This is a genomic window from Plantibacter sp., from assembly GCF_059073635.1.
In genome coordinates, this window is record NZ_JCACOF010000003.1 from 20,043 (window position 1) to 38,871 (window position 18,829).

Annotated in this window: 23 protein-coding genes; 8 read left to right on the forward strand and 15 right to left on the reverse strand. The window is 70.1% G+C overall.

Annotation, left to right across the window (positions count from 1 at the left end; translation table 11 throughout):
- Positions 1-20 precede the first annotated feature (20 nt).
- Positions 21-365, reverse strand: a complete 345-nt coding sequence (locus tag AC5JOC_RS03130; RefSeq protein ID WP_494245310.1) for a cupin domain-containing protein — start codon at positions 363-365, stop codon at positions 21-23.
- Positions 358-1,254, reverse strand: a complete 897-nt coding sequence (locus AC5JOC_RS03135) for a hypothetical protein (RefSeq protein WP_494245312.1) — start codon at positions 1,252-1,254, stop codon at positions 358-360. Before AC5JOC_RS03135 ends, AC5JOC_RS03130 begins: the two co-directional genes overlap by 8 nt.
- 133 nt (positions 1,255-1,387) lie before the next feature.
- On the opposite strand from AC5JOC_RS03135, the gene AC5JOC_RS03140 reads away from it, so the two are divergent.
- A complete protein-coding gene (locus AC5JOC_RS03140; protein ID WP_430893012.1) occupies positions 1,388-2,119 on the forward strand; it encodes a hypothetical protein in 732 nt (243 codons plus the stop codon).
- A 56-nt stretch (positions 2,120-2,175) separates the two neighbouring features.
- On the opposite strand, the gene AC5JOC_RS03145 is transcribed toward AC5JOC_RS03140, so the two are convergent.
- The 3 genes from AC5JOC_RS03145 to AC5JOC_RS03155 form a co-directional block, all read right to left on the reverse strand.
- Positions 2,176-2,568: a hypothetical protein gene (locus AC5JOC_RS03145; protein ID WP_494245314.1), complete on the reverse strand. Its 393-nt coding sequence runs from the start codon at positions 2,566-2,568 to the stop codon at positions 2,176-2,178.
- A gap of 189 nt (positions 2,569-2,757) precedes the next feature.
- Positions 2,758-3,060: a hypothetical protein gene (locus tag AC5JOC_RS03150; RefSeq protein ID WP_494245315.1), complete on the reverse strand. Its 303-nt coding sequence runs from the start codon at positions 3,058-3,060 to the stop codon at positions 2,758-2,760.
- A gap of 496 nt (positions 3,061-3,556) precedes the next feature.
- The gene (locus tag AC5JOC_RS03155; protein ID WP_124767744.1) at positions 3,557-3,916 is read right to left on the reverse strand and encodes a PadR family transcriptional regulator; all 360 of its coding nucleotides are present in this window, start codon (positions 3,914-3,916) and stop codon (positions 3,557-3,559) included.
- Positions 3,917-4,060: 144 nt separating this feature from the next.
- Here AC5JOC_RS03155 and AC5JOC_RS03160 point away from each other — a divergent pair, with 144 nt between their 5' ends.
- Positions 4,061-4,780, forward strand: a complete 720-nt coding sequence (locus tag AC5JOC_RS03160) for a hypothetical protein (RefSeq protein WP_274498803.1) — start codon at positions 4,061-4,063, stop codon at positions 4,778-4,780.
- 50 nt (positions 4,781-4,830) lie between these two features.
- The gene (locus tag AC5JOC_RS03165; RefSeq protein WP_494245317.1) at positions 4,831-5,382 is read left to right on the forward strand and encodes a hypothetical protein; all 552 of its coding nucleotides are present in this window, start codon (positions 4,831-4,833) and stop codon (positions 5,380-5,382) included.
- 202 nt (positions 5,383-5,584) lie between these two features.
- On the opposite strand, the gene AC5JOC_RS03170 is transcribed toward AC5JOC_RS03165, so the two are convergent.
- The 6 genes from AC5JOC_RS03170 to AC5JOC_RS03195 form a co-directional block, all read right to left on the reverse strand.
- Entirely contained in the window at positions 5,585-6,982 is a 1,398-nt protein-coding gene (locus tag AC5JOC_RS03170; RefSeq protein ID WP_494245319.1) for a (Fe-S)-binding protein, read from the reverse strand.
- Positions 6,948-8,438 (reverse strand): FAD-binding oxidoreductase, encoded by a 1,491-nt coding sequence (locus tag AC5JOC_RS03175; RefSeq protein WP_494245320.1) that lies wholly within the window; start codon positions 8,436-8,438, stop codon positions 6,948-6,950. Before AC5JOC_RS03175 ends, AC5JOC_RS03170 begins: the two co-directional genes overlap by 35 nt.
- A gap of 118 nt (positions 8,439-8,556) precedes the next feature.
- Positions 8,557-9,342: a glucosamine-6-phosphate deaminase gene (nagB, locus tag AC5JOC_RS03180; protein ID WP_137243006.1), complete on the reverse strand. Its 786-nt coding sequence runs from the start codon at positions 9,340-9,342 to the stop codon at positions 8,557-8,559.
- Positions 9,343-9,361: 19 nt separating this feature from the next.
- The gene (locus tag AC5JOC_RS03185) at positions 9,362-9,979 is read right to left on the reverse strand and encodes an N-acetylmuramic acid 6-phosphate etherase (RefSeq protein ID WP_494245322.1); all 618 of its coding nucleotides are present in this window, start codon (positions 9,977-9,979) and stop codon (positions 9,362-9,364) included.
- Between the two features lie 367 nt (positions 9,980-10,346).
- The gene (locus AC5JOC_RS03190) at positions 10,347-11,510 is read right to left on the reverse strand and encodes an anhydro-N-acetylmuramic acid kinase (RefSeq protein ID WP_494245324.1); all 1,164 of its coding nucleotides are present in this window, start codon (positions 11,508-11,510) and stop codon (positions 10,347-10,349) included.
- The gene (locus AC5JOC_RS03195; RefSeq protein WP_430893029.1) at positions 11,507-12,832 is read right to left on the reverse strand and encodes an MFS transporter; all 1,326 of its coding nucleotides are present in this window, start codon (positions 12,830-12,832) and stop codon (positions 11,507-11,509) included. Before AC5JOC_RS03195 ends, AC5JOC_RS03190 begins: the two co-directional genes overlap by 4 nt.
- A gap of 202 nt (positions 12,833-13,034) precedes the next feature.
- On the opposite strand from AC5JOC_RS03195, the gene AC5JOC_RS03200 reads away from it, so the two are divergent.
- Positions 13,035-13,925, forward strand: a complete 891-nt coding sequence (locus AC5JOC_RS03200; RefSeq protein ID WP_064295640.1) for a MurR/RpiR family transcriptional regulator — start codon at positions 13,035-13,037, stop codon at positions 13,923-13,925.
- Positions 13,926-13,995: 70 nt separating this feature from the next.
- Here AC5JOC_RS03200 and AC5JOC_RS03205 read toward each other — a convergent pair whose 3' ends face one another.
- Positions 13,996-14,601, reverse strand: a complete 606-nt coding sequence (locus tag AC5JOC_RS03205) for a TetR/AcrR family transcriptional regulator (protein ID WP_494245325.1) — start codon at positions 14,599-14,601, stop codon at positions 13,996-13,998.
- A gap of 128 nt (positions 14,602-14,729) precedes the next feature.
- Between AC5JOC_RS03205 and AC5JOC_RS03210 the strand changes: the two genes are divergently transcribed.
- Both AC5JOC_RS03210 and AC5JOC_RS03215 read left to right on the forward strand, forming a co-directional pair.
- Positions 14,730-15,386, forward strand: coding sequence for a hypothetical protein (locus AC5JOC_RS03210; RefSeq protein ID WP_494245326.1), 657 nt, complete (start codon positions 14,730-14,732; stop codon positions 15,384-15,386).
- Between the two features lie 44 nt (positions 15,387-15,430).
- Positions 15,431-16,057, forward strand: a complete 627-nt coding sequence (locus AC5JOC_RS03215; protein ID WP_494245328.1) for a hypothetical protein — start codon at positions 15,431-15,433, stop codon at positions 16,055-16,057.
- Between the two features lie 30 nt (positions 16,058-16,087).
- Here AC5JOC_RS03215 and AC5JOC_RS03220 read toward each other — a convergent pair whose 3' ends face one another.
- Positions 16,088-16,879: an SDR family NAD(P)-dependent oxidoreductase gene (locus AC5JOC_RS03220; RefSeq protein WP_494245330.1), complete on the reverse strand. Its 792-nt coding sequence runs from the start codon at positions 16,877-16,879 to the stop codon at positions 16,088-16,090.
- A gap of 96 nt (positions 16,880-16,975) precedes the next feature.
- On the opposite strand from AC5JOC_RS03220, the gene AC5JOC_RS03225 reads away from it, so the two are divergent.
- Positions 16,976-17,464: a MarR family winged helix-turn-helix transcriptional regulator gene (locus AC5JOC_RS03225; RefSeq protein WP_494245332.1), complete on the forward strand. Its 489-nt coding sequence runs from the start codon at positions 16,976-16,978 to the stop codon at positions 17,462-17,464.
- Positions 17,465-17,517: 53 nt separating this feature from the next.
- Positions 17,518-17,922 carry a VOC family protein gene (locus AC5JOC_RS03230; protein ID WP_124767731.1) on the forward strand — a complete coding sequence of 135 codons (405 nt, stop codon included), beginning with the start codon at positions 17,518-17,520 and terminating at the stop codon, positions 17,920-17,922.
- On the opposite strand, the gene AC5JOC_RS03235 is transcribed toward AC5JOC_RS03230, so the two are convergent.
- Together AC5JOC_RS03235 and AC5JOC_RS03240 are read right to left on the reverse strand one after the other, a co-directional pair.
- Positions 17,877-18,386, reverse strand: a complete 510-nt coding sequence (locus AC5JOC_RS03235; RefSeq protein WP_494245334.1) for a hypothetical protein — start codon at positions 18,384-18,386, stop codon at positions 17,877-17,879. The two genes, AC5JOC_RS03230 and AC5JOC_RS03235, sit on opposite strands and share 46 nt — an antisense overlap.
- Before the next feature lie 142 nt (positions 18,387-18,528).
- Entirely contained in the window at positions 18,529-18,813 is a 285-nt protein-coding gene (locus AC5JOC_RS03240; RefSeq protein ID WP_494245335.1) for a GNAT family N-acetyltransferase, read from the reverse strand.
- Positions 18,814-18,829: the final 16 nt, after the last annotated feature.

Consider the following 18,829-nt stretch of genomic DNA (forward strand, 5'->3'; position numbering starts at 1 on the left):
CCTCTGGTTGCAGGTCGGTCTCAGTTCGGCGCTTCACCCATCGTCAGTTCCGGCTCGACGCCGGCCGGCATCGGGAACCAGGCGAGGAAGGTGACGCCCTCGTCGGTCGCGTCGAAGACGATCGTCTCGTTCGCCGGCTCGTGGAAGGTGTCGCCGGCGCGCAGGACGGTCTGAGGCCCGGTCCCCACTTGGAAGTTCACGGAGCCGGTTTCGATGGTGCCGAAGACCGGGCCGTTGTGCCAGTGCGGCCCGACGTGGAAGTCGGGGGCGATCGTGATGCGTCGCACTTCGACGGAGGCGAAGCTCGGAGCCCCATCGAGCGTCACCGTGCTCAGGGTCGTTCGTTCGATCGGGGATTCACTCATGGGTCGATGATGCCAGTGACTGGTGACCAACAGCCCCGGGCCGATCAGCGATCAGGACGGATGGCCGATCGTGACGCTCTCCCGCTCGGCGCGGGTGAGCTTCACGCGGGCGAGCCGGATCCGTTGGCCGGCCTTCACCTGATCGAGGCAGGGCCACGGTGAGCAACCCTTCGTCCTGCGAGCCGATGAGGCAGCCGTCGGTCTGCGGGAACACCATCGGTGCGGGGATGGCGCGCAACACGCCGATCTCCTGTCTGAGCACCGCCAGGCGGTGGATGCTGAGGGAGCGTGCCACCGTGCTCGCCCGCACCGAGCGCAGCGCTCCGGCGAACACCCACACCGGCATGCGTGGTCCCGAGACGAGCATGAACGGGTTGCGGAGGTCCCGCTCGACGGTGTCGCGGCTGCCGCCGACCAGCCGATGATCGTAGGCGATCAGGGTCGGGGCCTCGCCGCCCCACTGGACAAGGCCCGTCGGGGCCTGGAGGGCGAGCCAGCCGCCCCGGCGGTAGATCCGGAACTCCCCCAGCGCTCGCATCGGGACCGACACCAGCGAGAAGCAGAACAAGAGGGCGCTCACGATCAGCCAGCCCGCGACCGCCGGCCTCGAGAGCCACTCGCCGAACGCGTCGATGCCCGGCTCGGGCGCGGCGGTGAGCGCTTCGACCAGCCCGAAGGCCTGGGGGATCAGGAACGGGATGCCGATGGCCAGCCCGGGTACGAGATACTCACCCTCGGTCTTCAGTCGGCGTCGGAACCCGCTGAGGGTGCTGAGCTCCTGCTCGACCTTCCAGCGCAACTCGTCCAGTCGACGGGCGTCGACGGTCGCTTCCCAGTCCGGGCCGATCCAGCCACGCACCGGCCCACTGTCGTTCCGAGGAATGCTCACACAGCCCAGGGTAGAGGCACCGCCGCATCGCTCGACGAGTGGCCGGGAGACGTGTTCCGGCTCAGGGACCGGTTGCGCCATCCACTTGAGGAAGCTATCTTCCTATAAACACGTTCCATGAACATTGGGGGAGATGATGATTCGCAAGAAGATCCTGGTACTGCTCACGTCCGGACTGGTGGTCGCCGGCGGACTCGGCGGTGTGGCAGCGCAGGCCGTGGCGAGCTCCGCGAAGGCGCCGGCGGAGGCGACCGCGACGCCGACCGCGAGCGCGACGCCGACCGAGACGCCGGCCGCGACCACGCCGCCCACCGAGTCCACGCACATCAACGAGTTCTACCTGCAGGGCCTCTGGCAGCGATTCTTCGAGGTTGGTAAAGCCGCGATGGCGTCCTGCATGACCGAAGCGGGGTTCGGGTTCGACGACACCAGCTTCGACGGGATGCCGCCAGGTCTGAGCGAGGCCGACCAGGACGCCTGGCAGGCGGCCGCGGTCCCCTGTCGTGAGGAGCGTGACGCGGCGACCGCTGCTGCCGAGGCGGCCTACGTGCCGACCGAGGAGGAGCGTGCCACGGCACTGGCGTTCGCGACGCAGTATCAGGGCTGGATCGATGCGATGCGCTCATGCATGGCCGACCGCGGCCACGAGTTCGTGGGCGCCGTCGACATGACGCTCCAGGCCTACCCGTATCCCGAAGGTCAGCAGGCGACCGGGATGCCCGACGGCCTGTCTCCGGAGGAGAGCCACCAGTGGAAGTTGGATGCGACCGGCTACGACTCCAGCTACCCCGAGTCGGAGCAGAGCACCTGGGACGCGTCCTGCGGATTCGTCGCCGACGCCGCCTACGGTGGGCCCGGTCACTGATCGGTCTGTCGACGATCACCTCCGGGCTGGATGCCGGTCCGAATCGTCGTCCACGGTCACCGGGCGCGTGTTCCGGCGCGGCGGGCCGGGCGAACGGAGCCCCCGGCGAGGACGAGCAGCGAGCTGGCTGGGATGGCGAGTACCGCCATCCCAGCGGCGGAGAGGGAGCGCCGATTGGCGCAGACGTCGTAGGGCGGCTCCGAGGTGTCTGTCGAGACGATCCCGCGAGCGACCATCCGGTCGCCTCCCGCGCCGAGCTCGCGGGGCCAGCCGGCGACGACCACGGATGAGCACACGGTGGTGTATCCGGGATGATCATCGCCGTCGACCCGCTCGTGGACGGTCGGCGGGAGGAACGCGAGCACGCCCATCGCCACGACGGACGCCAGCCCGACCGCGAGCAGCACCCACCACGAGACCGATCGTCGAAGGCTTCCGGTGTCGTCCATGCCCGTATTGTGACGCATCAGGCACTCGCCCGTCACCTCGGCGTGAGCAACGTCACCGCCGAGGGCTCACCGCGGTCGCCACGACCCTCGACTCACGCGCGGCGAGGAGGTCAGCGCCGACGCCATCCGAGCACCCCGCCTTCGTCGGTCACCGGTTCAAGGCGTCGCTGCTCCCGGTGCAGCAGGCGATCATGGCGTTCGCCATCGGGATGTCCTGAGCTGCAGCGCCACCACTTCCGTGGTCAGCTCTCCGCGCCCGCCTCGGTCGCCGGCATCGACGTCGGTGGGCGGCCACCACCAGATCGCGGCAGCGACGAGGCCGAGGAGGGAACTGATCCCGACACCGGCGGCGAGGAGCCCGAGGCTTCCGGCGGTCGCCGTCAGGTGGTCGGCCCAGGAGGCGATCTGCACACCGGTGGCGCTGATCAGGCTGAGCGATTCGACGGCGACGTACCCGAGCAGGAGCGCTGGGCGGCGCGAGCGCGACCGCACCGACGATGCGAGTGCGGCGTCGGGCCGTCAGTGCGGTCCCGACCAATGACAGGACGGCGAGCACACCGACGAGCATCGCCATCAGCGGCGGGACCCGGAGGTCGTCGATGATGATGGCGCGGATGATCCGCGCGTAGGTGTACCCGCCGAGGACGGTCAGGGTGACGCCGAGCGCGAGCATCCAGGACGTGATCCGCTGAGCGGTCCGCACGGTCGCTGGCGTGGCGTGGGTCGCTCACCGCGCTGCGACCGAGCTGGTGGGCGCGCCAGCTCACGTCGTGGATGCTCCCGGTGACGAGGCGCCGGACGATGTCCCGGCGAAGGCGCCCGGCCGACCATCCGGCCTCGTCCGCCCAGAGCGCGTGCTCATGCAGGTCTGAGGCGAGCTCATCGCGCCGCGCGGCGGCGACCTCCTCGGGGAGGTCGCGGGTGTACTGAGCGCACCAAGCGAGGACCCAGTGCGTCGTGGTGGTGAACGTCCTCGTGTGGAGCAGGCTCATGCGATCCCCTGGTCGGCGACGCGAGCCGCGACGCGGTGCTCGTCGACGAGTCGTGCGTGCTCGCGGTTCCGTGCGGCGGCACCGACCGCCGTGATGCGGTACATCCGTCTTCGGGGTCGACCCTCGGCGGCCGCGATCTCGTGGTCCTCCCAGTCCTCCTCGATCAGGCCGGCTTCGGACATCCGCGAGAGCGCCTTGTACAGGGTGCCGTGCGCGGCGAGTTTCCCCTCGGGACCGGCCAGGCGTTTCGCGAGCGCGAATCCGTAGAAGGACCCCTCCGACGCCTGCAGCACTGTGCCCACGTCGAGGATGTCGAGCTCGAGGGGGAACAGGGTGCCGGGGCGACGCTTGACCATGCGGACAGTATACGGAAGCTATCGGCCCATAAATCCACGTCGTGTTCTCCGTGGGCAACAGTTGTCCTATATCACGGGCAATTTGCGGCCCGCCTGTTCGCGGGCTATCTTCCTATAAACGTGTTGTTCGAAGTTGGAGAGATGATGGCTCGCAAGAAGTTCTTGATCCTGGTCGCGGCCGGGCTGGTGGCCGCCGGCGGGTTCGGTGGCGTGGCGGCGCAGGCGCTCAGCATGAGGCCCGCGACGGACTCCTCGGATGCTCCGGAGACCTCGGCGAGTTCCCCGGAGACGCCGACGCCGACGTCGCCACCGACCGATGCCGCTCACATCGACGAGTTCTTCCTGCAGGACAAGTGGCAGGAGTTCCGCCAGGTGGGCCTCCTGACGATGGAGTCGTGCATGGTGGAGGCCGGGTTCCCGTTCGACGGAACCACCTTCGACGGGATGCCGTCGGGGCTGAGCGAGGTCGACCAGGAGGCATGGTACGCCGCGGCGGAACCGTGCTGGGTCCAGCGGGACGCGGCGTCCGCGGCGGCCGAGGCAGCGTACGTCCCGACCGCGGAGGAACGAGCTACCGCGCTGGCGTTCGCGGCGCAGTACCAGCGCCACATCGACGCGATGCGCTCCTGCATGGCCGACCGCGGCCACGAGTTCGTCGGTGAAGTCGACATGACCCTGCAGACCGCGCCCTTCGCTGACACCGAGCGGCCGGCCGGTATGCCCGACGGTCTGTCGCCGGAAGAGACCCACCAGTGGATCATCGACGCATACGCGTACGACTCCAGCTACCCGGAGTCGGAGCAGGGGACCTGGGAGCGCGCCTGCGTCACCGCCGCCGACGCTGCTGCAGGGTTCGAACACTGATGGGGACGCCAGGAGCTGCACGTCTGGTCCCGCGGAGCCGAGCGCGAACCATGACAGCGCTCCTAGTGGCCGCCCTCGGTGTCGGCGTGTTCGCTGGCACCGGGGCGGCGGCGGTCGTCCAGACCGCGCACGCGGCCGAACAGCGCACCGTCGGCACGTTCGAATTCGTCCCGCTCGAGGACCGTGGCGTCGATGTCTCCGCGTACCTGAATCCGGATCCCACGATCACGACTGCGGACGACCGCCGGCGCAACACCTTCGGAACGCCGGTCTACGACGCGGACACCGACCCGAAGCTCGTGACCTACCCGAGCACGCTCACGCCCCAGCAACGTGCGGTGCAGGAACTGCTCGTCACCCGGAACTTCATCGCGGCGCAATGCATGGCGGAACTCGGCCTGGACTTCACCTTCTCCCTCCCGTGGGAGCGGACGGAGGATCAACGCCGCAGCAACTCCATCGATCTCCCCGCAGTCGGCACGCCGGAGTGGAAGGCGTACGTCGGCACGCGGCTCGCGGGCGAAAGCTACAACTGGGAGGACGCCGGCTGTGGCGGGTACGCGGAGCATGTCCTCGCATCAACCGGCGACGGCACCGAATGAGCGTCCCTTGAGGCGCGGTATGCGGCCGAAGCCGCTCCTCTCCCATGACTGCCGTCTCGGGAGACACGCCATGTGCGAACGATCCGCCTGGGACCAGCTCCTCGACGAGCCGGCGCGATGTCGCTGCAGATGCCACGGTGCGAGCCTGGGCTAGGAACCGGCGCAAGCGCCGAGAGTGCCCGTTCCGCTCGCCACGCGCGTCTCAGTGAGCGGAACGTGCGCTTTCGGCGGGCGCTGCCGACGCGGCGTCGAGCAGCTCGAGCACGTGGCGGTAGTCCTCGCCCGTGGCGCGGGTCATCCCGAGTTCGCAGGTGCGGTTGCACGACGCGTGCGCGTCGGCACCGAGGGCGGCGACCTCGGCGGCCTCGGCTTTCGTCGCGGACGCCGTCAGCTCGGGGTGCAGCATGCCGCGGTCGCCGGCGAAGGCGCAGCAGCCCCAGTCGTCCGGGACGTGCACGCGCTCGGCCACGGCTTCGCCGATCAGCACGAGATCCGGGTCGAGGCCCATCTGTCGTGAGGAGCAGGTCGGGTGCAGGACGAGTTGCTCGATCTGCGCTGAGACGTCGACCCGAGGCAGGATCTCCCGGGCGGCGAAGGCCACCGCGTCCTCGACGACCACGCCGCTCTCGCTGAGGAGCTTCGCGAAGCCCTCGGTGCAGCTCGACGCGTCGCTGACGACCACGAGGCCGCTGTCGGCCACGGCCGCTCGGATGCGTTCGACCGTGCGTTGCTCGTTCACCGCAGCACCGGACGCGAACCCCTTCGACGACCACGGGGTGCCGCAACAGATCGACTCGACGCCGTCGGGGACCATCATGCTCAGGCCCGCCCGCTCGAGCAGTCGGGTGAAAGCGCCCATGACGCCGTCCCCGCCGTCCGCCGCGCCGAACATGCTGTTCACGCACGCCGGGACGTAGATGCCGACGGTCGGACCGTCACCGGCGCCCACCGTCCGACCGAGGGCCTTCCGCGAGCGTCCGCCGCCCGGCAGATCGCCCGAGTACTTCGGCACGGTGTCCGCGCCGAGCACGGCACGCGCGACGTCCGTCACCGCACCGACCACCGGAGCCGGCAGGAGCTTCGCGCCGGAGAGCGCGACCGAACCGATCCTCGTGACCGGCCCCCAACCGGTGGCAGCAGCCTTCCAGCCCGCGGCGGCGACCGGAGCCGCCTCGGTGCGCCGGATGCGCTTGACCAGCGCGCCCGTGTTGATCTGGACCGGGCACGCCGTCTGACACATCCCGTCGACGGCACAGGTCTGCACGCCGGCGTAGTCGTAGTCGTCCGCGAGCTCCTCCGCGAGGGCGATGTCCCCGCGAGCGCGAGCGGACTCCTCGGCACGGCGGACGACGATGCGCTGCCGCGGCGTCAGCGTCAGGTCGCGACTCGGGCAGACGGGTTCGCAGTACCCGCACTCCACGCAGCGGTCGACCTCCTCCTCGACGGTCGGCTGGAGCTTGATCCCCTGGAGGTGCGCCTGGGGATCCTCGTCGATCAGCACGCCGGGGTTCATCACCCCGGCCGGGTCGACCAACCGCTTCAGCTCGAGCATCACCCCGTACAGTTCATCGCCGTACTGCCGGCGGACGTACGGTGCCATGGCGCGACCCGTGCCGTGCTCGGCCTTCAGGTTGCCGCCCGCCGTCGAGGACGAGGTCGACCATCTGCTCGGTGAAGCCGTTGAACCGGCCGAGCGCGGCGTCGCCCTCGAACCGGTCGGTCAGCATGAAGTGGATGTTGCCGTCCTTCGCGTGGCCGAAGATGACCGAGTCGCGATAGGCGTGCTGCACGAAGAGCTCCTGCAGGCTCGCGCAGGTGTCTGCGAGGGCGGCGGTCGGCACGACGATGTCCTCGAGGAGGGCCGTGGTGCCGGAGGGTCGCGCTCCCGCGACCGAGGCGTAGAGGCCCTTCCGGAGTGCCCAGGCGCGCGACCGCTGGGACGCGTCGCTCGAGAACACCACCGGCGCGTGCACGTCCAGACCGTTCAGGAGCACACCGCCCGCCGTCGCGCGGTCCCTGAGTTCGACGGCGTCCTCGGAGCGGTACTCGACGAGGAGTGCCGCGTGATCCTGCGGCGTGAAGCCCTGGATCTCCGCCGGGCTGCCGGGGAGACGCTGCCCGACCGTCAGGGACGTGGCGTCCATGAGCTCGAGCGTCGCGGCTCCGGACGCGACCAGCTCGGGCAGCGCGCGCGTCGCCGCGTCGAGGGAGGGGAACACGGCCAGCGCCGTCGACACCAGCGGGAGGACGGGGACGGTGCGGAAGGTCGCCTCGGCGACGAATGCCAGCGTGCCCTCCGAGCCGATGATGAGGTGCTGCAGGACGTCCACGGGCGACTCGAAGTCGAGGAACGCGTTGATCCCGTACCCCATGGTGTTCTTCAGGGAGAACTGGCGCTCGATGGACGCGACCGACGCCGGGTCCGATCGCACGCGGCGCTGCAGGCGCTCGATGCCCTCGGCGAGCTCCGGTTCCGCTTCGTGGAGCTGTCGGTCGGCCGTCGGGTCGGCCGTGTCGATCGTGGTGCCGGACGGGAGGACGAACACCATCGACTCCAGCGTCCGGTAGGTGTTCTCGTCGATCCCGCAGGCCATGCCGCTGGAGTTGTTCGCGATGACGCCGCCGATCGTGCACGCCACCTCGCTCGCCGGGTCCGGGCCGAGGCGGTAGCCGAGTCGCGTGAGTCGCGCGTTGACCTGCGCCACCGTCGCCCCCGGCTGCACCCGGACGCGCTTGCCGTCGTCGAGCACCTCGATGGACTTGAACCGCTGCCTGGTGTCGACGATGATGCCGGAACCGGAGGCCTGACCGGACAGGCTGGTGCCGCCCGACCGGAACGTGACGGGCGCGGCGGACCGCGTCGCCGCCCGGAGGATCGCTGCGACCTCGGCAGCGCTCTCCGCGATGACGACCGCCTCGGGCGTCAGCAGGTAGTGCGATGCATCCCCGGCGTACGCGGCCAGGTCGATCGCCCGGGTGCGGATCCGGGAGGGGTCACCCACGGCTTCGCCGATGGCTTCGGTGATGAGGGATGGGACGGTGGTCGGGTGTGCCACGAGGCTTCCTTCTCGAATGCGGGCGTCAGCGGGGTGCAGGGGAGCGGGGTGCTGGGTTGCGGCTGCGGTGGCCGGACGCCTCAGAGGATGGGGCGTCGTCGGCCATCGCCCGGCCGATTCATTCGAAGCGTTGCCAGTCCGGCCGGTTGTCGTAGGTGTAGCGATAGTAGTCCGACAACCGCAGCCCTGATGCCGCTGCCTCGTCGACGATGACGGTGGCGTGCTCGTGCAGCTGGAGCGCCGACCCGGGGACGAACGCGCTGAGCGGTCCTTCGACGGCGGCCGCGACGGCGTCGGCCTTCCCCGCACCCTGGGCGACCAACACGAGCTCGCGCGCCTCGAGGATGGTCCCGAGTCCCTGCGTCATGCAGTGGGTCGGCACCTGGTCGGGCGAGTCGAAGAAGCGGGCGTTGTCCTGGCGGGTCTTCGGCGCCAGGGTCTTGATGCGCGTGCGTGACGCGAACGACGACGTGGGCTCGTTGAACCCGATGTGTCCGTTCGACCCGATGCCGAGGATCTGCACGTCGATGCCGCCGGCCTCGGCGATGGCCCGGTCGTACTCCTTCGCGGCGGCCGCGAGGTCCGCGGCGCGACCGTCCGGGACGCGGACGCGCGAGGGGTCGAAGCCGAGCGGGGCGACGACCTCGCGCGCGATCACGCTGGCGTACGACTCGGGGTGGTCGGCGGGGATGCCCACGTACTCGTCCAGCGCGAAGCCGCGCGCTTCGGCGAACGACAGCGAGCCCGCCTGCACGCGACGGGCCAGTTCCGCGTAGATGCCCTGCGGGCTGGACCCGGTCGCGAGCCCGATGACGGCCTGGGGCCGCCCGGCGACGATCGACGCGATCTTCGCGCCGGCGACGCGACCGACCTCGGCGGCGTCGGGAAGGATGATGATCTCCACGGTGTCCTCTCGTTCCTGCTCAGGCGCTCGCCGCGGCCACGGCCGAGCGGACGTCGCCGTCGTGCGATTCCAGCAGCCGGGCGGCCGTCGCTGCGTCCACGTCGGCGAGGAGCATGACGACGGCGGTCTTGGCGTGGGCGCCGGCCTGCTCCAGGGCGGCGTCGGCGATCGACCGTTCGACACCGGTGGCGTCGGCGACGATCCGCTGCGCGCGGTCGACGAGCTTCTCGTTGGTCGGCTTCACGTCGACCATCAGATTGGAGAAGACCTTGCCCGAGCGCACCATGGACGCGGTGGACAGCATGTTGCACACGAGCTTCTGCGCGGTGCCGGCCTTCAGACGGGTCGAACCGGTGAGCGCCTCGGGGCCGGTCATCACCTCGATGGCGATGTCCGCCTCGGCGCTGATCCGGGCGTTCCGGTTGCAGGACACGGCGATCGTCCCCGCGCCCAGGTGGCGTGCGTAGCGCAGGCCGCCGATGACGTACGGGGTGCGACCGCTGGCCGCGAGACCGACGACGACGTCCGTGGGGCGGAGGTCGGCCGCGATGAGTTCCGAGGCGCCGAGCTCGATGTCGTCCTCGGCGCCCTCGACGGCGACGACGAAGGCGTGCTCGCCCCCGGCGATGAGCCCCAACGACCTCGGAGGGGTCGGTGCCGAAGGTCGGCGGGCACTCGACCGCGTCGAGCAGTCCGATCCGACCGCTCGTCCCCGCACCGAGGTAGATCAGTCGTCCACCCTGCCGGCGAGCCTCCGTGATGCGCTCCACGGCGCGCGCGATGCTCGGCAGTTCCGCTCGGACCGCGTCGGCGACGAGTCGGTCCTCGTCGTTGATCACCTCGAGCAGCCGGAGCGTGTCCAGCGTGTCGAGGTCGACCGTGCGCGGGTTGCGTCCCTCGGTGGAGAGCGCTGCCAAGGTACTCGATGCTTCAGGCACGAACGGCCCTCCGTTCTGGGTCGGACGGGCTGGCGCCGTCGTGGTGGTCCGTGGGGCTGTCGACGGTCATGCTTCGAACCGCAGCGAGCGAGGCGGCCCGTCGAGCGTCCGCGCGGGGAGCGAGTGCCCCGGGACGATCGCGCCGAGGACGCTGCCGTGCGAGGCGCCGGTGGCCGAGGGGAGGGATCCCGCCTGGCCGTTCACCGTCAGGAAGCCGAGGACGGCGAAGGCGAGCGCCTCCTTCGCGTCGGACGGGAGGCCCGCGTCGTCGCTGCTGACGACGTCGGCCTCGGGGAGTGCAGCCCGGATGCGCGCGACGAGCTGGGGATTGCGCACCCCTCCGCCGGCGAGGATGACGCGCTCCACCCCACGGACGGCGTCGGCGACGGTCCGTGCGGTCAGCTCGGTCAGGGTCGCGACGAGGTCCTCGATCGGAAGCGTCGGACGGCCGGCGAGCTGCTCGCGGAGGTAGTCGAGGTGGAACAGTTCCTTGCCCGTCGACTTCGGGGCGGGGCGCTGGTAGTACGGCTCGCGCAGGAGGAGGTCGAGCGTCTCCTCGTCGACGGTGCCACGCGCGGCGAGCTCGCCGTCGGCGTCGAACTGCCGGGCGCCGCCGGTGTGCTCGGCGACGACGGCGTCGATGAGGGCGTTCGCCGGTCCGCTGTCGAACGCGATCGGGTCCTGGCCGGGCCGCACGATGGTGGCGTTGGCGATGCCGCCGAGGTTGACGGCCGCAGCGGTCTCGCCACCCAGCCAGAGCGCGTCGATCATGCTGACGAGCGGAGCACCCTGCCCGCCGGCCGCGACGTCACGTGAACGCAGGTCGGCGACGACGGTGCAGCCGGTGCGTTCGGCGATCCAGGCCGGCTGGCCGAGCTGGAGCGTGCCCTCGACCCGGCCGTCCTCGACCCAGTGGTACATCGTCTGGCCGTGGGAGACGATCAGGTCGGCGTCACCGTCGCAGAGCTCCGCGACCGCTCGGACCGCGAGGTCGGCGAAGGCCTGCCCGATCCGCGTGTCCAACCGACAGATGTCGTCGACACTGGTGGTCGCCGGTGGCAGGGCTGCGGTGATCGCGGCTCGCAGTTCCGGGTCGTACCCGGCGGTGAGCATCCCGAGCGGGCGGACGACGAGGGTGTCGCCGTCCACGCTGATCTCGGCTGCGGCGGCGTCGATCGCATCGTGCGAGGTGCCGGACATGAGGCCGATGACGCGCATCGGGCGGCTCACTTGCGCAGCTCCGCCCGGTGGGCGTTCCCGCGGAGCGTGCCGATGGCGATCGCGCTCACCAGGCAGGTCGCCATCACGTAGTACGCCGGGACGTCGACGTTGCCGGTCGAGGCGATCAGCGACGTGATGATGAGGCCGGCGCTGCCCGAGAAGACGGCGTTCGAGATCGAGTAGGACAGTCCGAGGCCGGTGTACCGCACGGAGGTGGGGAACATCTCGGCGAGCATGGCGGGGCCCGGGCCCGCGATCAGGCCGACGACCGCTCCGGCGACGAACACGGCGAGGCCGTGGACTCCGACGCCGAGGTCCGGGTTCTGCAGCACGTTGAGCAGGGGCAGCGCCAGGATCACGATGAGCCCGGTGCCGGTGAGCATCACCCAACGCCGACCGATCTTGTCCGACAGCCAGCCGGCCGGGAGGATCGTCGCGGCGAAGCCGGCGTTCGCGAGGACCGTGGAGATCAGTGCTTCCTGGAACGAGGCGTTGAGGCTGCTCTGGAGGTAGGAGGGCATGACGACGAGGAAGGTGTACCCGGCGGCGGACCAGCCCATCAGGCGACCGATCCCCAGGAGGATCGCCTTGGCGGTCTCGGCGGCGCCCGCACGCACGACCACCGGCTTGGCGACGTCGGTGGTGTCGGCGGCGGCGACCTTCTGGAACTCCGGGGTCTCCTCGAGCTTCAGGCGGAGGAACAGGGCGACCGCGCCGAGGGGGATGGCGAGCAGGAAGGCGATCCGCCAGCCCCACGCCGCCAGATCGGCTTCGGACAGCAGGGATGCCAGCAGCGCGACGGTGCCGGCGCCGCCGAGGAGTCCGAGCGCGACCGTGAACGACTGCCACGATCCGTAGAAGCCGCGCTTCCCGGCCGGTGCGAACTCGGTCATGACCGAGACGGCGCCGCCGAACTCACCGCCGGCGGAGAGGCCCTGCAGGATGCGCACGATCGTGAGCAGGATGGGCGCCGCGATGCCGATGGAGGCGTACGTCGGGAGGATGCCGATGAGTGCGGTCGCCCCGGACATCATGACCAGGACGAGGATGAGCGTCGGCTTGCGGCCGATCCGATCGCCGATCCGGCCGAAGAGCGCCGCCCCGACCGGGCGGAAGAAGAAGGCGATCGCGAAGGACGCGTAGGTCGCGATGAGCGACTCGATACCGGTCTGCTGGCCGTCGCTGAAGAACTGCGCGGCGAGGATCGTGGCGAGGAACCCGTAGATCCCGAACTCGTACCACTCGATGAAGTTGCCGACGCTGCCGGCGACGATGGCCCGGCGTCGGGCGGTGCTGCTGATCACGTCGCTGCGTGGTGTGGAGCTGGTCACGGGACCTCCCTTGGTTCCTGGATCGTGCATGCCGGCAGCACCCGCGGTACTCCGCTACACGTGTCGGCCAGTCCGCACCTGAGGAGGGCACTGGTCGCGAGTCGGTGCAACAAACATACACAATTCGATCATGGATGGTAATTTCCATACATCCTGACCGCGGGTGCCGACGGTACAGTGATGACGGTCGAGAGGAGCACCGATGGGAGCCGACGTCCACCGGACATCACGGGCGGTGTCCACCGAGGTGCGCGCCCGTCTCGACGAACTCCGTCCCTCCGAGCGGCGGATCGCCGAATCGCTGCTCGCCGACCCGGGTGCCTTCGCAACGCGGTCGGTCGCCGAGATCGCCGAGGAGGCCTCGACGTCGACGACGACGGTCGTGCGCTTCACGCGCAAGATCGGCTACGACCGCTTCAAGGACTTCCGCCACGACCTGACCGAGGAGAACCTCCGCGAGCGGCTCGCGCTCGCCGGGACGAACGTGCAGTCGCCCGACATCGTCGCCGGAGACAGCCTCGACGACATCGTCGCGAAGGTCGCCGCGAACGAATCCCTCTCGATCGCCGACACCGCACAGGCGCTCGACACGGCAGCCCTCACGCGTGCGGTCGCCGCGGTCGCCGGCGCTCGCCGGGTCGACATCTTCGGTGTCGGAGCGAGCTCCATCGTCGCCGTCGACCTGCAGCGGAAGCTCTCGCGGATCGGGCGCGTGGCGCTCGAATGGCCAGACCCTCATGCCGCCTGGACCGCCGCTGCGATCCTCGACGAGCAGGCGGTCGCCGTCGCGATCTCGCACTCCGGCGCGACCGCTGACACCGTCGACTACCTCCGGCTCGCGGCCCGCTCCGGGGCGACGACCATCGCGATCACCAACCACGCGGAGTCGACCCTGGCGACCAGCGCGGACATCGTCCTCCAGACGTCCGCGCGGGAGACGGCGTTCCGCTCGGGAGCGCTCGGCAGTCGGATCGCACAGCTGATGGTCGTCGACTGCCTCTTCATCGGAGTCGCCCAGGTCGACTCCGAAGCGTCCATCGGTGCGCTGCAGCGGACCTTCGACGCGGTCCGGGAGCGTCGCTCCTCCGAGTGATGCCCCCGCCGACCCTGCTCGGCGCTCGTGGAACGGCTCGGCCGTCGTCGTCGGACGAGGCTCCCTGTCGCTACGAGGCGTCCGCGCGCAGGACGGCGGTGACCGCGAGTCGGAGGGACGAGCTCTCGAACCCGAGTCGTGCGCGCGCGCCGGGGAAGGCGCGCTCGAGCGACAGGCCGTTCACGACCGAGAGCAGGAAACGCGACTGCTGCTCTCGATCGCCGTCGACGAGGGCGCCCTCCTCGTGGAGTCGGGCGAGCCACCGGTCCACGCGGCTGACGGCGAGCCGCTCCATCGCGAGGAAGGTCTGGGCGGACTCCTCGGGTGTGGGTGATGCGACGTAGGCGTCGTGGAGCGCGGTCCAGTTCTGTCGCGCGCCGGCACCGGTGCCGACCGCGGAGAGGAGGAGTTGGAGGCATGCCTGCAGGCGTTCGGCCGGCCCCTTCGTCGCGTCTGCCATGGGATCGTCGGGGATGTCGAGCGTCTGGAGCCCTTCGATGACGGTGTCGAGCAGGACCTGCTGCGTCGGGAAGAAGTGCCTGAGGGACCCGGTACTGACGCCTGCCTTGGCCGCCACGGCACGGACGCTCAGTCGCGCGGTCGGGTCTTCGGCGAGCATCGTCGCCGCGGCGATCAGGATCTTGGATCGCGTATCGGAGCCTGCCGGTTCGGTCATGCGCAGGGGCCCTCTTCCCAGTTCTAGTACAGCGTGCTAGCGTGTCCCTCGATTATCACACTGTACTAGAGATGGCGGTGTCGAGGTGACCCGACGGGCGCCGGTCGGTGTGGAGAGGAGCGTGACGGATGGAACAGAGCTGGCGGGAGCGTCGGTGGACGCGCCGAGCGAAGGCCGGTGATGGCAGCGCGTTGAAGCCGTTCCGCTGGTGGCAGATGACCACCCGGTCGGTGATGTCCATCACCCTGCACGAACCCGACGGCCGAGCCGTCACGCACACGGTCGATGTCCGTCACGGAGGTGATGCGTCGGACGGTGTCGTCAGGGCGAGGCTCTACCGGGACGGCGCCCTCCATCTGGTCTCCCGGGTGCCGGCGCGATTCGACGTGCACGGCGGACACATCGAGGTCAGGGTGAGCGAATCCGGTCTCCGCCGTTGCCATTTCCTCGCCGACGACGGCTCTGAGCGGCAGCTGGCGCCGGATCCGCGCTCAGCGGAAGGGCGACGCCTGCAACTCGCTCGTCGACACCCCGTCGCGAGCTCCGTCCTCGGCGCGCTGTCGATCGTCCTCCTGCTCGTCGGCGTCGGCTTGAACGCACTGCAGATCGCGGAACCGATCTCGCAGATCCCGCCGATCGCCGACACCCTCGGCACCTTCGAGTCACCGCTGCACCTCGACCCGTGGCTGAACATCGCCCTCGGGGTGGGGGCGGCGCTCGGCGCGATCGAGCGAGCCTCCCGCCTCCGTTACCACTGGCTGCTCGACAGCGGAGCGGGGACCTGATGTCGCCGCGCCCGTCCAGCCGATCGAACCGACCGAGGAGCAGCATGCGCGCACCAGCACTCCGACCGTTCCGGATCATCAGCGAGAATCGACGTGCCTACCTCGTGCTCAACGCCCTCGCGTATGGGCTGACGCTCGCCGGTTTCCTCATCGGTCTCGCCTTCCCCGACCTCACGCGTGCTCGGGAGTCGGCCATGGTCGAGGACGGCACCGCCGCGCTCGTCACACAGCTCGTGGACACGCCGCCGCTGTTCGCGCTGATGATCCTCGCGGTCAACGTCCTCCGACTGAGTCTGCTCACCATCGTCCTGCCGTCCGTCGTCGTGCCGTTCGCGGGGCTCGCGGCCTTCGGGTTCTGGGCGGTCCAGACCGGGATCACGCTCGTGCCCCTGACCGCCGACGGATGGGTCGCGCTCATCCCGCACTCGCTCACGCTCGTCATCGAGCTCCAGGCGTACATCCTTCTGCTGCTCGGCGTGTACCTGCACGGCGTGTTCTGGGTCCGGCCGACGGCCGCCGGAGTGGTGCGCCACCGCCAGGGATACCTGCAGGGGCTGCGGCGGATCGGTGTGCTCGCCCCGCCGGCGCTGGCCCTTTTGGTCATCGGGGCGGTCTGGGAGGCTTACTCGTTGCGGTACCTGGTCCACCCGCTCGGCCAGTGGCTGGCGTGATCGTCGCAGAGCGCGCGGCACGCCCTCTTGCTAGAGCATCCCGGTCAACACTCCGCCGTCCGCGCGGAGGGCTGCACCGTTCGTCGCCGACGCCAGTGGGCTCGCGAGGTAGGCCGCCAGCGAGGCGATCTCCTCGGGCTCGATGAAGCGTTCGAGCAGAGTGGTGGTGTTGCGACCGATGATCGAGGCCTTCACCGCGTCGACCGGCGCGGCCTGGTCGGCGGCGATCGACTCGATCGTCGTGGCGACGCCGTCCGAGTAGGTCGGGCCGCCGAGGATCGTGTTGACCGTCACGGCGGTGCCGCGGGTCCGCTTCGCGAGTCCGTTGCCGAGGGCGATCATCGCCGCCTTCGTGACGCCGTAGTGGATCATGTCGGCGGGGATGTTCACGCCGGACTCGCTGCTGATGAAGAGGATGCGCCCCCAGCCGCGATCCAACATGCCTGGCAGGGCGTGCCGGGACAGCCGGACGCCGCTCATCAGGTTGACCTCGAGGACGTGGGACCACTCGTCGTCCGAGATGGACTCGAACTCCGCGAGACCGAACTGGCCCACGTTGTTCACGAGGATGTCCACGGCGCCGAGGTCACCGAGCAGTCGCTCGACGGAGGCGGGATCGGCGAAATCCGCGACGATCCCGTCGTGGCCGGCATCGGGGTGCGTGCGCCGAAGCGCGGCGACCGCGTCCTGCACCGCCTGCTCGGAGCGCCCGTTCACGATGACGCGTGCGCCTTCGGCAGCGAGCCTCCGCGCGACGGCGGCACCGATGCCGCCGGTCGATCCGCTGATGAACGCCGTCTTGCCGCGGAGTTGTAGGTCCATGTCGTCTCCCTCTGTCGGCGATGCGCCGATTCACTTGCTCAGGCAAGTCACCCTAGGTCGGTTCACTTGCTCAAGCAAGTCGAATAGGCTTGCCCCATGACCGAATCCGCCGAACGTCCCGGCCTCAGCGGCGACCGGCTCGCGGCCTGGGCCTCAGTCGCCACCTTGGTGGAGCGGCTTCCCGCGGCACTCGACGCCCAGCTGCAGCGAGACAGCGGGCTGAGCCACTACGAGCACGGGCTGCTCTTCGCGCTCGACACCGCCCCGGACCGCACACTCCGGATGAGCACGCTCGCCGGGTACGCGAGCAGCACGCTCTCGCGGCTCTCCCGCGCGGTCTCGCGACTCGAGAAGCAGGGCTGGGTGCGACGCGAGGTCGACCCCACCGACGGTCGGTTCACCCTCGCCGTCCTCACGGACGACGGCCACGCGCACGTCGCCCGGTCCACGCCGGCGCACCACGCCCTCGTCGAGGAGCTCGTCTTCGGCTCGCTCACGGAGGCGCAGGTGCGGCAACTGGCCGAGATCAGCGCGAGGATCGCGACGACGATCGATCCGACCGTGCCGTGGGCGCCGTCCGAGTGAACCTCGGAAAGACGTCCTTGTGGGCGCGCTCACGCCGGGCGTAGCTTGACCGCATGAGCCTCTTCATCACGTGTCCGGTCGAGAGCGTCGAACGCGCGACCGCCTTCTACGACGCCCTCGGCTGGACCCGCAACGCGGCGATGTCCTCTGACCAGGTCTCCTGTTTCGAGATCGCTCCCGGGCAATACGTCATGCTCGGGAGCCGAGAGATGTACGCGAGCGTCGGCGGCACCGAGGAGCTGATCGGCGGACCGGACACGCCCTCGAAGGTGACGGTCTCCTTCGACCTCGGCAGTCGCGAGGCGGTCGACGAGCTCGTCGAGCGGGCCGGTGCCGCGGGTGGACGGATCGGCGACACCGACGACTACCCGTTCATGTACCAGCGCCAGTTCGACGACCCCGACGGGTACCACTACTCGCCGTTCTGGATGAAGCCCGACGCCGAGCCGACCGCCTGAGTGACCTCCCCGCGACACGGCACGGCGAGCAGGTCGCCGGGCGCGAGGTCGCGGGGGAGCAGCACGCGCTGCTCGGTTCCTGCCGCGCTGTCGAGGTGGAACGACACCGTGTGCGTCGTCGACGCTCGCCCGATCAGCCGGAGTTCCGACCAGCACGGCTCGACGTCTGCGAGACAGGCGTCGAGGGTGAGGTGATGGCCGTCCTCGCCGAACGCCGCAGCGACGACGCGCATGACGACCACGGAGGTCTGCTCGACGGGAGACGGGCATCCGCCTGTGCCGGGGATCACCGCTGCCGCCGAGTGGACGCACGGGGTTCCGCACTGCTCGACCAGGCGCAGCATCGGAACGTCGTCGACGATCACGTCCGTGGTGCTGAGGTGGGTGTGTGCCGGCCAGCGGTCGGGGAGGAACGGGTCCGGGATGCTGCGGCGGAGTGAAGGCAGGATCGTCGTGAGGGTCATGACCTCCGGTCTACGCCTCGCATTCTGCCCGAGTACCAGTCCTCACGGGATCCATACATCGTTCCCCGGAACCCAGACGGTCTCCTCACGTCGCGCGCGGGCGGAGGGGGCGTCGGGCCCCGACCATGGCTGGCATCTCCTGTCAGAGTTCGCGCGCGAACGACACCGTCGTGGCCGTGCGTCCGGTCTCGGCGAGTCCCGCCTTCAGGAGGACCCGCTGGGATGCGAGGTTGGTGACGTCGGTCTCCGCGGCCGCCCGTTCTGCGCCATGCGCTGCGGCGAACGACAGTGCGCCGGCGACCGCTTCCGTCGCGAGTCCGACCCCGCGAGCGGCGGGAACGAGACCGTAGCCGAACTCGACGCGGCCATCGCTGTCGGGCGGACCGAAGAAGCCGAAGTCCACCGACGGCCGACCCGTCGGCGTCACGGATGAGGTACATCGT